Source organism: Glutamicibacter sp. NPDC087831 (assembly GCF_044742845.1).
GTDB lineage: Bacteria > Actinomycetota > Actinomycetes > Actinomycetales > Micrococcaceae > Glutamicibacter.
The window spans coordinates 877,203-892,573 of the sequence record NZ_JBIUVH010000001.1 but is presented as its reverse complement, the minus strand read 5'-3'; the positions used below and the strand labels follow the sequence as shown (position 1 = coordinate 892,573).

The following is a 15,371-nucleotide window of genomic DNA, read 5'->3' as shown; positions in this document are numbered from 1 at the left end:
CGGGGCTAGTCAAGGACACCAAAATGATCAGCAATAGCGTCAAGCTGCGGTTGGCCTGCGTCGCTCAGCGCTCCGGACAGGCACAGGTACGGCATTTATTGGCGAATTGTGCCGGCGCACCGCCGCCCTGTGACCTCGCCGGGATGCGAAACGGCCGCCGGGATCCCCTGCGGGAGGAACGTCGGCGGCCGTTGGATCAATTCCGGAACAGGCTAGTACTTGCGCAGGTTCACCGGCTGCTGTCCGCGCAGCTCGATGCGCAGCTGGTTCACGAGGGCGTGCAGCACCGCATTCGCCGATTCCGTGGAGCCTCCCAAGGTGCGTACCGCAAGACCGGGCACCGGGGCCTGGGAAATGCCCACAGAAATTCCGTCGCGCTGCTGCCCGGCGATCTCGTAGGCCAGTTCGCGCAGGCGAGCGACCATTGCCGCGTCGATGCGCGGGTCGATGGCCAGCAGCATGCCCACGTGGGTGGATTCCTGCAAGTACAGCAGCGAGTCGATGGAATCCTTGCCCGGCTTCACCCACAGGTTATCCAGCGCCCCGAGCCGCCCGTCCAGGTGGACCTCGGTGCGCAGGCGCAGCTGCTCGTAGCTGAACCGGCTGCCGTCCGGGCTCCAGCCCGGGGTGAGGACCTCGCACAGCACCAGCGAGGCATCGGCGGCCATGTGCACCTCGGTGCGCTGGAAGTAGCTGGCGTCCTTATAGGCGATCAGCTGGTCCGGCAGGTATTCGAGCACCGCGCCGGGTTCCAGCCTGATGCGCATGTCCTGCTGCGCCGGGCCCTGCGGGGTGCGGTAGACCTTGGTGGCGGACTGGGTGGTCAGCAGCAGGCTGCTGCCCTCGGCAACACGGATCTCGATGCCGTACTTGTCGGCGCCCAGGTAGCCGCCGCCGGGGTTCACGATGGTGTAGCAGACCTGGGCGGTGTCATCGAGGTAATGCGGGCGCAGCACGCGCAGCGCCCCCTGGTGGTATTGCCGCAGCGCGATGTCCTTCCCGGCCCGCGAGCCGACGTGCAGCCGCAGCTCGCCGACCAGGCCATCCGGGAACGGACTGGGCTCCAGCCCGGAGCCCAAGCCCGGGCTCGAAGCGGCCACTACGCCAGGTCCGTCATCAGCACGTCGTGCTTCAGCCACGCGATGACCTTCTCCAGCCCCTCGTCGGTCTTCAGGTTGGTGAAGCAGAAGGGCTTGTCCCCGCGGAACTGCTTGGAATCCGACTCCATCACCGACAAATCCGCGCCCACGTACGGGGCCAGGTCGGTCTTGTTGATGATGAACAGGTCGGACTTGATCATGCCCTGCCCGGCCTTGCGCGGGATCTTCTCGCCCTGGGCCACGTCGATGATGTAGATGGAGAAGTCCACCAGCTCCGGGGAGAACGTGGCCGAGAGGTTGTCCCCGCCGGATTCGACGAAGATCACCTGCAGGTCAGGGTGCTTGGCTTTCAGCTCCTCGATGGCCGCGGCGTTCATCGAGGTGTCCTCGCGGATCGCGGTATGCGGGCAGCCGCCGGTTTCGATGCCGACGATCCGATCCAGCGGCAGCACGCCGTTGGCGGCCAGGATCTTGGCGTCCTCGATGGTGTAGATGTCGTTGGTGATCGCCGCCATGGAGATCTCGTGCTCCAGGGCCCGGGTGATGCGTTCAATCAGCTGGGTCTTGCCGGCACCGACTGGTCCGCCGATGCCAATCTTGATGGGTTCCATGGTATTTCCTCGAATCTGTTGGGGCCGCAGGTGCGCGGCGGGGTCAGGACATGAACATGCGGGCGCGCTGGTGCTCGTGGCGCATCTGGGCGATTTCCAGCCCGGGCGCCGCGGCGCCCAGATCCATCTCCTCCAGGGTGAAGATCGCCGCGACGGCGTCCGCCACCGGTTCGTGCATCGCCCGGATCACCCGCTGGCCGGCGTCCTGGCCCAGCGGGATGGCGCGGATCGCATTCTGCGTCAGGCTGGTCACCGTGGAGAACAAGTAGCTGCCCAGCGCGTCGGCCACCGGGGCGCCGGCCCCGCGGGCACCCAGGGCGAAGGCGATGGCCGGGTGCCCGGCGCACTGCCCGCTGCGCACGCTGCGCGCATAGGCCGCCACGTCCGCGGTGGGGAACGCCGAGTTGGCCACGGCGAGCATCCGCGCGCCCATCTTGGTGGCTGCCTCGCGCAGCTGGCGGGGCAGGGCCGAGGCATGGATCAGCGCGTCGAGCTGCGCGATCCGCTCCTGGTCCGGCGCCTCATAGGCCAGGCGCAGCAGCAGCCCGTCGGTATAGGCCAGGGCCTGGGACAGGAACTGGTGCAGCCACGTCGCGAAGCTGGCCTCGTCGTGCACCTGCCCGGACTCCAGGTAGCTCTCCATGCCGAAGGAGTGGCTGAACGCGCCGGTGGGCAGTGCCGAGTCCGATAGCTGGAGCAGCGTGAGCAGGTGCGGGGCGCTAGTGGGTGTGCTCGGCATGGCGGAAGGGCACGGGCATAACCCGTTCCTGGCGCTGGTAGGGCGCGTCGTGGTGCTTGAGGAAGTCCTCGACGGTGTGGTCGTACTGCACCACCATCACCTCGGCGCAATACTCCGAGTCGGCGCCGAAGAACTGCGCCTGCAGGTGCCGGTTGCCCAGCGAGTGGGCGATCACGCCCATCTCCAGCACCGTGCGCGGGGCGATGACCAGCACGTCGGTGGGCAGCACCGACACGCTGATCACTTCGGTCTCCGAGAGGAACAGGATGTCCCCGTCACGCAGATCCGGGCCCGGGGCCAGGCGCAGGCCCAGCTCCCGCCCGTGGTCGGTCTTCACGCGCTGGATGCGCTTGACCAGCTCGGCGCTGGGCAGCACGACCTTTTCGTGGTGCCGCCCGGCCAGCTGCTCGGGCTGCTCGTGGAGGTTGCCCACGAGTTCGTCGATAATCATCTATCTCCTTGGTGGTTGGCGGGCCGGCTAGAACAGGAAGTAGCGCTGGGCCATGGGCAGCTCGTCCGAGGGCTCGCAGGTGGCCAGTTCCCCGTCGACGAATACCTCGTAGGTCTGCGCATCCACCTGGATATCCGGGGTGGCTCCGTTGTGCTTCAAATCGGACTTCACCAAATCGCGGATGCCGTGGCAGGGGCGGATCACCTTGCGCAGGCGCAGGCGTTCCGGGATGCCCTCTTCGATCGCTGCCTTGGACAGGAAGGTGATCGAGGAGGCGTGGACCGCGCTGCCCAGGGCACCGAAGTTCAGCCGCAGCGTGCGCGGCTGCGGGGTCGGGATCGAGCCGTTGGAATCGCCCATCAGCGACTGGACGATCAGCCCGCCCTTGATCACCATTTCCGGCTTGACGCCGAAGAAGGCCGGATCCCAAAGTACCAGGTCGGCAAATTTGCCTTCCTCGACGCTGCCGATGGAGTCAGCGATGCCGTGGGCGATGGCCGGGTTGATGGTGTACTTGGCGACATAGCGCTTCAGCCGCTGGTTATCGCCGATCTCCGGGTCGCCTTCCAGCTTGCCGCGCTGGCGCTTCATCGCGTCGGCCACCTGCCAGGTGCGCAGCACCACTTCGCCCACGCGGCCCATGGCCTGCGAGTCAGAGGAGGTGATGGAGAAGACCCCCATGTCGTGCAGCACGTCCTCGGCGGCGATGGTCTCCGCGCGGATGCGCGAGTCGGCGAAGGCCACGTCCTCGGGGATGTCCGGGTTCAGGTGGTGGGCCACCATGAGCATGTCCAGGTGCTCGTCCACGGTGTTCGTGGCGAACGGCAGGGTCGGGTTGGTCGACGCCGGCATCACATTGGGCAGCGCGGCCATGCGGATGATGTCCGGCGCGTGCCCGCCGCCGGCGCCTTCGGTGTGGAAGGTGTGGATCACCCGGCCGGCGATCGCTTCGATGGTGTCCTCCACGAAGCCGCATTCGTTCAGCGTGTCGGCGTGGATGGCCACCTGGATGTCGAATTCGTCGGCGACCTTCAGCGAGTTGTCGATGGACGAGGTGGTCGCACCCCAGTCCTCGTGGATCTTCAGCCCGATCGCGCCGGCGCGGATCTGCTCGGCCAGCGGTGCGCGGTCGCTGGCGTGCCCCTTGCCCAGCAGCCCGATGTTGATCGGCAGGTTCTCCACCGCCTGCAGCATCCTGGCGATGTGCCAGGGGCCCGGGGTGAGGCTGGTTGCCTTGGACGCGTCCGAGGGCCCGGCGCCGCCGCCGATCAGCGTGGTAGTGCCGTTGGCCAAGGCGACTGGCACCTGGTCCGGGGAAACGAAGTGGATGTGCGTGTCGATCGCTCCGGCGGTGAGGATCTTGTGCTCCCCGGCGATCACGTCGGTGGACGCGCCGATGACGATATCCACCCCGTCGGAGATGTCCGGGTTGCCGGCCTTGCCGATCTTGAAGATATGCCCGTCGCGCAGGGCGACATCGGCCTTGTAGATGCCGGTGTAGTCCAGCACCACCACATTGGTGATCACCGTGTCGGGCACATCCTGGTCGCGGGTGACGCGGCCGTTCTGCCCCATGCCGTCGCGGATGACCTTGCCGCCGCCGAAGACCACTTCTTCGCCGTAGGTGGTGTAGTCGTGCTCGATCTCGGCCAGCAGCTCGGTATCCGCCAAGCGGATGGCATCCCCCGTGGTCGGCCCGTACATTTCCGAGTACTGCTTGCGGGTCAGCTCGAAGCCCATGCCTAGTTCTCCTCCTCTTCGTCGGCGGCCGAGGACTTGCCGGCGTTTTCCGCCTCTGCTGCAAGCCGTGCCTCATGCGGCTGCGGCGGGAGATTCTCGTCGACCGGGTCCACGCCGAAGGTGGTGCCCAGCCCGGAGGCCGCATCGCCCTGGTTGGGAAGGTCGATGCTGTAGTCTTCGACGACCTCGGCCTCGCGCTCGGCATCGATGCCTGCGGTGCCGCCGATCGCTTCCGTTTCAACGGCCGGGACCGGCAGGCCCAGCGGCCCGTTGATCCGGTCCTGGAAGCCGTGCACCTCGCGGGCTCCGGAGAATTCGACCAGGTGGACGGTGCGTGCATCGCCCGGCTCGAAGCGCACTGCGGTGCCGGCGGGAATATCGAGCCGGAATCCGCGCGCGGCCACTCGATCGAACTCCAGCTGCGAATTGACTTCGGCGAAATGGTAATGCGAGCCGACCTGCACCGGCCGGTCCCCGCGGTTCACCAGGTTCAGGATGCGGGTTTGCTGCTGTGCATTGCAGGCGATGGGTTCATCGCGCAGGATGTATTCTCCCGGGATCATGATCTGTGCCTTTCTGCGCAGAGGGAACTAGCGAATGGGGTTGTGGACGGTGACCAGCTTGGTCCCGTCGAGGAAGGTCGCTTCGACCTGGACTTGGTCCACCATTTCCGCAATGCCATCCATGACGTCTTCGCGGCGGAGGATCGTGGTCCCGTAGCTCATCAATTCAGCCACGGTCCGTCCGTCGCGGGCCCCTTCGATCAATTCGTAGGTGATGACCGCGACGGCCTCCGGGAAGTTCAGCTTCAGTCCACGCGCCTGTCGTCGGCGTGCCAGATCGGCGGCGACGACGATCATCAGCTTCTCTTGCTCCCTCGGCGTTAAATGCATCGACAATTCCCCGTTCAAGAGTGTTTAAGAGTGTCCACCAAGATCGCTGAATTCCGGCCAGAAAACGCCGTAACAGCTGTGGATATGGCTAGAATAGCAGACCTTCGGAAAAGGTTTTTTCGACCCGGAATCCATCCATAAAACAACCATTGACAAAATTTATCCACCCAAGTCAAAGAAGTTTTCACGGAAAACAACCCGAACCTCTCCAGCGCGTCGAAAAGCCACGACTTTCCATTCCAGCACAATGCAACGTTCCCCGGGGATTTAATTCCGGATTCCCTGCCTGTTTCCAGCCATGGCTCCGGCAGGAAACTGCTCCCGCTCGGTCCTCCAGGGCGACCGGGAGCAGTTTCCATGCACCGGGCCCGATGCGTCATTCCACGAGCTTGCCTGCCTGCGATACCTCGGTGATCAGCGCGGCCACTTCCGCAGGCACTTCGGGGATCGGCTCACGGGTGATGCCCTCAGGCGACCAGATGAGGTTCACCTGCAGCTGCGGATCGGTGTGCGGATAGTCACTGCGGTTATGGCAGCCGCGGGTTTCCCGGCGCTCCAGCGCCGACTCCAAGGTGGCGCGCGCGGCCAGAGCCGAGGACTTCAGGTCGAAGGCGTGGCACAGGTCCTGGTAGCCGGCGATGTCCGGGTGGATGCCCACCCGCGCCATCCGCGCTTCGACCTCTGCCAGTTTCTCCAGCCCCAGCTTCAGCCCCGCCTCCTCGCGCACGACTCCGGCGTGCTGGGTCATGATGTCGCGGATCGCCCGCTGCAGGGACCGGACATTTTCCTGCCCATCGGCGGCCAGCAGCCGGTCCACTTCCCCGCGCGCCTTCTCGATGGCCGCCTGCGAACGCGGCTGGGAAGTGAGCGCACGCGAATACCGGGCAGCTCCCTGCCCGACGATCCGGCCGAAGACCAGCAGCTCGATCAGCGAGTTGCCGCCCAGCCGGTTGGCCCCGTGCAGGCCCGAGGAGGCTTCACCGATCGCGTACAGGCCGGGGACCGCCGTCTCATGGGTGAGCGGGTCCACCTGCACCCCGCCCATGGAATAGTGCGCCGTCGGGGCGATCTCGATCTTCTGCTCGGTAATGTCCAGCATCTGCTCCTCGAGCAGCGTCTGGTAGACCCGGGGCAGCCGTTCCATGATGGTGGCGCGGGGCAGGTGCGAGACATCCAGCCAGACCCCGCCCTTGGCGGTGCCGCGCCCGGCGGCGATCTCGGTGTAGGCGGCCAGGGCGACCCGGTCGCGGGTGGACAATTCCATGCGCTGGGGATCGTAGCGCTCCATGAAGCGTTCGCCCAGGGCGTTGGTCAGGATCCCGCCTTCGCCGCGGGCCGCCTCGGAGACCAGAGTCCCGGCCACCGATTCGGGTTCGATGATGCCCGAGGGGTGGAATTGTACGAGCTCGGCATCGCGCAGCCGGGCACCGGCCTCCACGGCCAGGCGGAAGGCGTCGCCGGTGTTCTCGTCGCGCCGCGAGCTGCTGCGCCGCCAGATGCGGGTGTGGCCGCCGGCGGCCAGGATGACCGCGTCGGCATGGATCAGGTACCCGGTGCCGTCGTTGACGTCGAAGCCGTAGGCGCCGAAGATCCGCCCCTCGGCGACCAGCAGCTCGGTGATATAGACCGAGTCCAGGATCGGGACCTGCAGCTGCTGCGCACGGCGGACCAGGGTGCGCTGGATTTCCAGCCCGGTGTAGTCCCCGGCGAAGGCGGTGCGCCGGAATTTGTGGGCACCGAAGAAGCGCTGGGAGATCCGGCCGTCGGTTTCGCGGGCGAAGTTCATGCCGTAGCGTTCCAGGTCCTCGATGCCGCGGGCCGCGCCTTGGGCGACCACCTGCACGGTGCGCGGATCGGCCAGGTAGTAGCTTTCCTTGATGGTGTCCGCCGCGTGCTGCTGCCAGCTGTCCTCGGCGTCCATCGTGCCCAGTGCGGCGTTGATGCCGCCGGCGGCCAGCGCGGTGTGCGCGTCGTGGCGCGGGCGCTTGCCCACGGCCAGCACGTCGGTGCCCGATTCTGCCAGCTCGATGGCCGCGCGCAAGCCTGAACCACCGGTGCCGATGACCAGTACGGAGGTGGATATCTGCTGTTCGTTTCTCATGGTTTCCAGCATCGCCCCGCGCCCAGAATACGTCCAATGAATTATTGGCATGATGTTGATAGCAGTAGGCTATGCACCATGAACCTAGAGCAATTGCGCGGCTTCACCGCCATCGCCGAAGTGGGGCACTTCACCCGGGCCGCCGAGCAGCTGCACCTGGCCCAGCCATCGCTCAGCCGGCAGATCGCCACGCTGGAACAGGAACTGGGCTCCGAGCTGTTCCACCGGGCCCGCGGCAACATCACGCTTACCGCCGCCGGGCAGGCATTGCTGCCCCGTGCGCGCCGGATGCTGGCCGACGAGGAGTCCATCCGCACCGAAATGGCCGACCTGGCCGGGCTGCATCGCGGGCGGGTGCGCCTGGGCGCCCCGCCTACCCTGTGCGTGTCGCTGGTCGCCGAGGCGCTGTCCATCTTCCGCACCTACTACCCCGGGGTGCAACTGCAGATTTTCGAAGCGGGCTCGCACAAGCTGCTGGAGCAGCTGGACGGCGGCGCACTGGATCTGGCGCTCATCGTGACCTCGGAGCATGCGGTGAACGACAACCATCTGGAGAACCTGCCGCTGCTCGAAGAGGAATTGGTGGTCATCGACGCACTGGAGCACCCGCACCTAGCTGGCCAGGAGCTTGATTTGCGCGCGTTGGCTCCGGTGCCCCAGCTGGCCTTCTCGCACAGCTACGATCTGCGCGCCAGCACCGCCCTGGCCTACAAGAACGCCGGCCTGGTGCCCAATATCGTCGTGGAAGGCGGGGAGATGGACGCGGTGCTGCGCTTCGTGCAGCGCGGGCTCGGAGTCGCCGTGGTTCCGGCGACGGTGGCGCTGGACGCTCCGGGAGTGCGCTCCATTGCCTTGCGCGAACCGCTGGCCCGCACCATCGGGCTGGCGCACCGGCGCGATGTCTCATTGACCCGAGCCGCCGCGGCCATGGCGCAGCTGCTGGCCGAAACCGCGCAGCAGCTGGCCGCCGGCCACGGGCAAATCAACTCCCTAGCTTGATCCCCAGGTGGCTGGCCATCGCCTCGGCGAGCAGGCTCAGCTGCAGCGCACTGATCCGTGCCCCGCGCAACCCGTCGACCCCCTCAACCTGGGCGAAGTCCAGCCCCTGCAGGTCGACCTCGCGCAATTGCGCCCCGGCAGCGGTAATTTGCCCGGCCCGCGAATCGACGAAGCCCAGGCGCTGGATCTGCCCGCCCAGGTCGATCTCCTCGAATTGGCAATTGACGAAGAGCACATCGCGCACCGTTGCACCGCGCAAATTCAGCCAGCCGAATTTGCAGTTCTCGAATACCACGCCATCGAGCTGGGCCTCGGCGAAATCCGCAGACCCGAAGCGGCTGTGGGTCACCCGCACATCGTTGAGGAACGCACCAGCGGCTTGCAGGGCGGGAGCCCCGGATTGGTCCAGTTCGCACTGGATTAGCCGGGCATTGCGCAAGGCCTCGATCTGCACGGAGCTGAAACGGCATTCCTCCAGCCGCGCGCCATCGGCCGCCAGCGGCTCATCGAAATCCCTGAAGTGCAGCAGTTCAACGTAGTCGTCGCCCAGATCCCCACGGTAGCCAGGGGCCAGTTCGGGCAGGGTGAAGCGTCGGATTCTCGGTGCCAATGCGCGTCCTTAAAGTGCTTGCTTCGCAGCCAGGTTCCCGGCCACGTCATCCAGTGCCGCATCCAGGTGCGGCCAGCGGAACTCGTACCCGGTCCCCTGCAGCACCCCGGGCAGCGCCCAGCGGGACTTGAGCAGCATTTCCGGTTCCACGCGCAGCACGAACATGGCCGGCTCCAGCATCCAACGATACGCGGGCAGCCCGAATTTCGCGCCGGTGGCGCGGCGCAGCGAGGCCATCAGCGCCCGGTTGGCAACCGGGTTCGGCGAGCTGAGGTTGACCGGGCCGGTGATTTCGCGGTGGTCGATGATATGCCCGATCGCGCCGATCGCATCATCGACATGGATCCAGCTGAAGCGCTGGTTCCCGCGCGTGCGGTGCCAGCCGCTGCGTTCGGCTCCGCTCGGATCCGGGCCGATGCCGCGGTAGCGCCGATGCGCCGGCCACCAGCTATCATGCTGCGCCCCGCCCAGCCCGAGCCGTGCAACGGCAAGCAGCTTGCGCGTGGCCGGGCCGTCGCCGAGCACGATGGCCATGCGCAGGGCGACCCGGCGCGTGGGCAGCTCGCCGCGGAAGAACTCGCGTTCCCAGTTGCGCGCCACATCCACCGAGAACCCTTCGCCGATCCGGCCGTCCTCGGTGTTCGGCGCGTCCATGCTGTGCCGGTAGATGGTCGCGGTGGACGCGTTCAGCCAAAGCGCCGGCGGATCAGCTGCCTGGGACACTGCCTCGTGCAGCGCGCGGGTCGTGTCCACGCGCGAGGCGAGGATCTCGTTGCGCGCCGCTTCGTGATAGCGGCAGCCGACATTCTTCCCGGCCAGATTGACCAGCAGTTCTGCACCATCGATGAGTGCCGCCAGCGCCGGGCCATCGCCCCACTGCGCATCCGCTGTACGGCCGCGGCCGATGACCGCCACCTGGTATCCAGCCCCGCGCAGCTGCGCGATCAGCCGTTCGCCAATGAACCCGCTGGCTCCTGCCACTACCGCCCGCCGTGCAGCGCTCTGCATCGTTCCCCGCTCAGAAGTCGTTGATCACCAGTTTCTTCATCTTCAGCATATGCTCGAATGCGCCGGGTCGCTCCATCAGCTCGCCCATGTTCGAGGGCACGATCTGCCAGCTCACCCCGAATTTGTCGGTCAGCCAGCCGCAGGCCTCGGCTTCAGGCACCGCGGACAGCGCCTCCCAGACGCGGTCGATCTCCGCCTGGCCATCGCATGGCCATTCCAGCGAGACGCCGGGAGTGAAGGTGAAGTCCTGCGGCACGGCCGAATCCATGGCCGCAACGCAATCCTCGCCGAGCGTGAATTGGGCGTACATCAGCGCTTCAGCGGTAGCGGCTTCGGTCGGCTCCCCGTACGGGAAGGCGCTGTCCAGTTTCGCGCCGAGCACCTGGCTGTAGTACTCGATGGCCTCGACCGCGCGGTTCTGGGCCGCACCGCCGAACATCAGCGCAGGAAAGACCGAGGCGCGCGGCTCAACGGGCTCATCGGACTCCATCAGCTGCCAGGAGACACCGTACTTGTCGTTCACCCAGCCGTAGCGCGCGCTGAACGGGTAGGTGTCCAGCGGCATCAGCGCCGTGCCGCCCTCCAGCAGCGCGGCCCAGGTGGCATCGAGGGACTCGCGCTGGCCGGCGTTGAAGACCACGATGATCGAGATCGCCGGATTGGGCATGAATTCCTGGCCCGCGTTGATCAGCGTGATCTTGGTTCCCCGCACCCACAGCGAAACGGTCAGCGCCTTGCCGGCGAAGGGTTCCTGGAATTCCAGCAGGCCCTCGGTGGGATAGCGCGATTCGACTTCGGTTTTTGCCTCCGGCAGGGCGCGGGCATAGAATTCCCCCGCTTCCTCTGCAGTGCCTTGCATCCATAAATTGACGGTGAGCTTTTGCATGACGGTCCTCCTAGCTGGGCGATGCTCCAAAGCTACCCCGCAGGGCCCTCCAGCAACAGATGGGCCAGCGAACTTTCAGCCCCGATTCATCTGCTCGTCCCGCGTTGTTCGCCCGGTGAACTCGTCCATCGAGCGGTATACGCCGATAACCTTGCCGGCCACGAAATCCCAGGCCGGCCGCGGCAGCACGCCGCGCAGCAGCTGGCCCAGCTTGCTGGTCCACGGCATCAGCACCAGCGGCGTGCCGGCAAGCATCGCCCGCCACGCCCGGTCCACCACGACTTCCGGCTCCAGGATCGGGGTCAGCAGCATCGGCTTGGCGCCCGCGAACATGCCGGTGCTGATATAGGTCGGGCAAATGGTGCTCACGGCGATCTGGTCGTTGCCTTCCAGCTCCAGCCGCAGCGAATCGCTGAAGGACAGGGCCGCAGCCTTGGAGGCCGCGTAGACGCTCATATTCGGGTTGGACACCAGCGCGGCCGCCGAGGCGATGGTCAGCACCCGGCCCTTGCCCCGTCGGCCCAGCTGCGGAAGCAGGGCGTGGGTCAAGTACATCGGGGCGAGCGCGTTCACCTGCATGGCCGCGGTGATCTGCGCGGTGCTGTGCTTCGCGAAGGAGGTGCCGGTGACCACCCCGGCGTTGTTGACCAGCACGTCGATTCCCCCGCCCTCCACCGCCGTGGCGGCGTAGCGCTGGATTTGGCTCTGGTCGGCAAGGTCCACCACATGGGTCTCGACAGTGCCGCCGAGCTGGCGCAGCTCCTCGGCAGCCGCGTCGAGCTTGGCCGCGTCGATGTCCCAGATGACCACCCGTGCCGCGCCCTCGAGGCAAGCCTGCCTGGCGAAAAGCAAACCCATGCCCTGCGCGGCCCCGGTGACAAGGACGTGCAAACCGGCTACCGACTGGAGAGGTGTCTTGCCCATCAGTGAACTCCTTGAGGATCAGTATGGCAACAGCCTAGCCTGTGGCGCGGATTACACTTGGCTCATTTTCATCGAGCGCGCCCAGCAAACACCGCTAGCCTTGGATCATTGGACCGACTCGTCGAAAGGACGACCGTGCGCATTGACCGCCTGGACGCGGATTTGATCGAACTGCTCACCGAATCGCCGATGCTTCCGGTGATGGAGTGCGCCCGGCGCTTGGGTGTTGCCCGCGGCACGATCAGCAGCCGGCTGGCCCGGCTCCACGAGGCCGGCGTCATCCAGGGCATCGTCCCGCGGGTCAAGCCTGCGGGGTTCGGGTACACGCTGGTCGCGTTCTGCCAGGTGGAGATCATCCAGCGCTACGGGCACGATCCGGTCGCGAGCGCATTGGAGGAATCCATCCCGGAAATCCTCGACATGTACACCGTGACCGGCAGTTCGGACTTGCAGCTGCGCGTTGTGGCCCGGACCCCCGAGGACCTGCAGGCGATTTTCAACCGCATCAACAAGGTGCCGGGTGTGGCAAGGACCTCATCCTCCTTCGCCCTGCACGAGCATTTCCAGGGAAGGACACTGCCACTGGTCGCAGCGTGCGCTAGGGCCGAGGCAGAAGTGGAAAACACTGGGCAGATTGACTAGTAAAATGGGTTGATTGGCGGCGATTGCTATGCAGCCTGCATAGAAACAGGGTTTGCGATTGCGCCGGCAGATTCATTCAACCTACAGTCGATGCTTGTGAATCGCGACACGCGAGGATATGAGCAGGGCCACCGCTGACCACGCACCACGGCTTTGTCATACGAACGATTGCCAACCTCGTGCAGCTCTGGCAGTCAGAGAGGAAACTCATGACCCTTCACCAGCGCCCCTCCTTGCAGGAAGTGCCCGCTTACAAGCAGGGCAAGCCCGCAGCCGCTGGAGCCTCCAAGCTCTCATCCAACGAATCCCCGCATAGCCCGCTGCCCTCGGTGCTGTCCAGCATCCAGGAGGGCCTGGCCACGATCCACCGCTACCCGAGCATCGCGGCGCCCGAATTGACCGGCGCCCTCAGCTCGCAGTTCGGCGTCCCGGCGGAGCACATCACCCTGGGCGCGGGCTCGGTCGAGGTCGCGGCCCAGATCATCCATGCGGTTGCCGCCGAGGGCGACGAAGTCATCTACGCGTGGCGCTCCTTCGAGGCGTATCCTTCGCTGGTGCGGATCGCCGGCGCCACCCCGGTCGAGGTGCCCCTGGATGCCGATAGCCGCCACGATCTGCCCGCCATGCTGGCCGCGATCACCGATAAGACCCGATTGGTCTTCATCTGCAACCCGAACAACCCGACCGGCACGGTGGTGGAGGCCCGCGCGCTGGATGAGTTCATCAATGCCGTGCCGCGCAACGTGTTGGTCGTCGTCGACGAAGCCTACGTGCACTTCGACCGCTCGGCCGTGCGGGCCGATGGCATCGAGCTGTTCCGCAAGTACCCGCATGTGGCCGTGCTGCACACCTTCTCCAAGGCCTACGGCCTGGCTGGCCTGCGCGTCGGATACGCCATCAGCCCGCTGGAAGTTGCCGGGAACCTGCGCAAGGTGGCCGTGCCATTTGGCGTCTCCGACTTGGCACAGCGCGCGGCGGTGGCCTCGCTGGCCGCCATCGGCGAGCTGTCGCTGCGCATCGAGGAAGTCGTCACCCAGCGCGAGCGGATGTACGAGGGCCTGGCCGCTGCCGGGTACCCGGTCGTGAAGTCGCAGGCGAACTTCGTCTGGGTGGATGCCGGAGAGGCGACCGAAGAGCTTGAAGCCAAGCTCGCCGCCGGCGGTGTGGTGGTTCGCGCCTTCCCCGGAGACGGGTTGAGGATTTCCTCCGGTACCGCACACGACGTCGATCGCGTGCTCGCGGCCCTGCCCGTCCAGGAGGCCACCGCGTGAGCGCAGTCAAAGCCCCCGAGCAGCTGCATACCGGGCTGACCCGGCGCCAGATCTCCATGATGGGCCTGGGCGGCGCGATCGGCGCTGGCCTGTTCGTCGGCTCCGGCCAGGCCATTTCCATCGCTGGTCCGGCAGTGCTGGTCTCCTACCTGATCGCTGGAACCGTGATCATCGTGATCATGGCCATGCTCGCGGAGATGGTAGCCGCCAATCCGTCCTCCGGCGCGTTCTCCACCTTCGCTGGCCAAGCCATGGGGCGCAGCGCAGGGTCCACCCTGGGCTGGCTCTACTGGATCCAGCTGGTCGTGGTGATCGCGGCCGAGGCAACCGGGGCCGCGGCTATTACTGCCGGCTGGGTTCCGGCCTTCCCGCAGTGGGCATGGGTGCTCGGCTTCGTGGTGGTCCTGACCGGAGCGAATCTGCTCGGCGTAAGGAATTACGGCCGTTTCGAATACTGGTTTGCCGTGATCAAGGTGGCTGCGATCATCGCGTTCCTGGTCTTCGGCGCCTTGGTGCTGACCCGGGTGATCCCGACGCCGGAACCAGTTGGCTTCGCCAATCTGGCCGCCCATGGCGGCTTCGCCCCCGGTGGCATGGCCGGCATCGCCGCCGCAGTCCTGATCGTCATCTTCTCCTTCGGCGGTACCGAGGTGGTGTCCATCGCGGCCGCCGAGTCCAAGGACCCGGCCGGCAACATCAAGCGCGTGGTCAAGTCCGTGATGATGCGTATCCTGTTCTTCTACCTCGGCTCGATCCTGGTCATTGTCGCCCTGGTGCCCTGGAATGATCCGGCGATCGTGGACGGCCCATTTGCGGCTGCACTGGATGTCATGCACATTCCAGGCGTGGGCTTCTTGATGAACGCCGTGGTCGTGGTCGCCTTGCTTTCGGCGATGAACGCGAATATCTACGGTTCCTCGCGCATGCTGTACTCGCTGGGCCAGCGCAAGCTCGCCCCGAGCGCCGTCACCCACGTGACCGGCAAGGGCGTGCCGTCGAAGGCCGTGATCGCCTCCGTGGCCTTCTCCTTCCTGGCCGTGGGCCTGAACTGGATCTGGCCCGAGGCTGTGATGCCGATCTTGCTGAACGTGGTGGGTTCGACCATCATCTTCATCTGGGCGTTCATTGCCGTGACGCAGCTGATCCTGCGTCGCCGCGCGGACCGCGATGGCGGGCATCTGCCGTTGCGGCTGTGGGGTTTCCCGGGCCTGTCGATCGCTACGATCATCGTCCTTGCGGCGATTGTCGCCATCGCGATGACTGATCCCGCGGCGCGCACCCAGCTGCTGCTCACCGGCGGGCTGACCGCCGTGATCTGGGTGATCTCCAAGATCGCGCTGCGCGATAAGCGCGAGGAACCGGCGGACGCCTAGCTCCCGGAAGCCTAGGTCCAGCG

At 66.2% G+C, this 15,371-nt stretch carries 16 protein-coding genes; 4 read left to right on the top strand and 12 right to left on the bottom strand.

Annotated features, from left to right (window positions below):
• Positions 1-212 precede the first annotated feature (212 nt).
• From ACIOJF_RS04405 to ACIOJF_RS04370, 8 genes are all read right to left on the bottom strand, one after another.
• The gene (locus ACIOJF_RS04405) at positions 213-1,139 is read right to left on the bottom strand and encodes an urease accessory protein UreD (RefSeq protein WP_286134328.1); all 927 of its coding nucleotides are present in this window, start codon (positions 1,137-1,139) and stop codon (positions 213-215) included.
• The gene (ureG, locus tag ACIOJF_RS04400) at positions 1,100-1,711 is read right to left on the bottom strand and encodes an urease accessory protein UreG (RefSeq protein WP_105658515.1); all 612 of its coding nucleotides are present in this window, start codon (positions 1,709-1,711) and stop codon (positions 1,100-1,102) included. The genes ACIOJF_RS04405 and ureG overlap by 40 nt, the downstream gene beginning before the upstream one ends.
• Positions 1,712-1,754: 43 nt before the next feature.
• Positions 1,755-2,450: an urease accessory protein UreF gene (locus ACIOJF_RS04395; protein ID WP_105658514.1), complete on the bottom strand. Its 696-nt coding sequence runs from the start codon at positions 2,448-2,450 to the stop codon at positions 1,755-1,757.
• On the bottom strand, positions 2,431-2,901 hold the full coding sequence (gene ureE, locus ACIOJF_RS04390) for an urease accessory protein UreE (RefSeq protein ID WP_105661409.1): 471 nt from the start codon (positions 2,899-2,901) through the stop codon (positions 2,431-2,433). The genes ACIOJF_RS04395 and ureE overlap by 20 nt, the downstream gene beginning before the upstream one ends.
• A gap of 27 nt (positions 2,902-2,928) precedes the next feature.
• Complete coding sequence (ureC, locus tag ACIOJF_RS04385; RefSeq protein ID WP_402741274.1) at positions 2,929-4,641, bottom strand: urease subunit alpha; 1,713 nt, start codon at positions 4,639-4,641, stop codon at positions 2,929-2,931.
• Between the two features lie 2 nt (positions 4,642-4,643).
• Complete coding sequence (locus ACIOJF_RS04380; RefSeq protein WP_105661411.1) at positions 4,644-5,204, bottom strand: urease subunit beta; 561 nt, start codon at positions 5,202-5,204, stop codon at positions 4,644-4,646.
• 27 nt (positions 5,205-5,231) lie between these two features.
• Positions 5,232-5,534: an urease subunit gamma gene (locus ACIOJF_RS04375; RefSeq protein ID WP_105658537.1), complete on the bottom strand. Its 303-nt coding sequence runs from the start codon at positions 5,532-5,534 to the stop codon at positions 5,232-5,234.
• A 376-nt stretch (positions 5,535-5,910) separates the two neighbouring features.
• Entirely contained in the window at positions 5,911-7,635 is a 1,725-nt protein-coding gene (locus ACIOJF_RS04370) for an FAD-dependent oxidoreductase (protein WP_105658536.1), read from the bottom strand.
• Between the two features lie 78 nt (positions 7,636-7,713).
• Between ACIOJF_RS04370 and ACIOJF_RS04365 the strand changes: the two genes are divergently transcribed.
• A complete protein-coding gene (locus ACIOJF_RS04365) occupies positions 7,714-8,634 on the top strand; it encodes a LysR family transcriptional regulator (protein ID WP_105661412.1) in 921 nt (306 codons plus the stop codon).
• Here the strand turns inward: ACIOJF_RS04365 and ACIOJF_RS04360 are convergent.
• From ACIOJF_RS04360 to ACIOJF_RS04345, 4 genes are all read right to left on the bottom strand, one after another.
• On the bottom strand, positions 8,618-9,244 hold the full coding sequence (locus tag ACIOJF_RS04360; protein ID WP_105661413.1) for a pentapeptide repeat-containing protein: 627 nt from the start codon (positions 9,242-9,244) through the stop codon (positions 8,618-8,620). The genes ACIOJF_RS04365 and ACIOJF_RS04360 overlap by 17 nt on opposite strands.
• A gap of 9 nt (positions 9,245-9,253) precedes the next feature.
• Entirely contained in the window at positions 9,254-10,252 is a 999-nt protein-coding gene (locus ACIOJF_RS04355) for an epimerase (RefSeq protein WP_105661414.1), read from the bottom strand.
• Positions 10,253-10,262: 10 nt separating this feature from the next.
• Positions 10,263-11,138, bottom strand: coding sequence for a VOC family protein (locus ACIOJF_RS04350; protein ID WP_105661415.1), 876 nt, complete (start codon positions 11,136-11,138; stop codon positions 10,263-10,265).
• A 75-nt stretch (positions 11,139-11,213) separates the two neighbouring features.
• The gene (locus tag ACIOJF_RS04345; protein ID WP_105661416.1) at positions 11,214-12,062 is read right to left on the bottom strand and encodes an SDR family oxidoreductase; all 849 of its coding nucleotides are present in this window, start codon (positions 12,060-12,062) and stop codon (positions 11,214-11,216) included.
• A gap of 135 nt (positions 12,063-12,197) precedes the next feature.
• Between ACIOJF_RS04345 and ACIOJF_RS04340 the strand changes: the two genes are divergently transcribed.
• The 3 genes from ACIOJF_RS04340 (at position 12,198) to ACIOJF_RS04330 (ending at position 15,348) form a co-directional block, all read left to right on the top strand.
• Positions 12,198-12,704, top strand: a complete 507-nt coding sequence (locus tag ACIOJF_RS04340; protein WP_133833499.1) for an Lrp/AsnC family transcriptional regulator — start codon at positions 12,198-12,200, stop codon at positions 12,702-12,704.
• Between the two features lie 209 nt (positions 12,705-12,913).
• Positions 12,914-13,975 (top strand): histidinol-phosphate transaminase, encoded by a 1,062-nt coding sequence (gene hisC / locus ACIOJF_RS04335; protein WP_105661417.1) that lies wholly within the window; start codon positions 12,914-12,916, stop codon positions 13,973-13,975.
• The gene (locus tag ACIOJF_RS04330) at positions 13,972-15,348 is read left to right on the top strand and encodes an amino acid permease (RefSeq protein ID WP_105658504.1); all 1,377 of its coding nucleotides are present in this window, start codon (positions 13,972-13,974) and stop codon (positions 15,346-15,348) included. Before hisC ends, ACIOJF_RS04330 begins: the two co-directional genes overlap by 4 nt.
• The last annotated feature ends 23 nt before the right edge of the window (positions 15,349-15,371 follow it).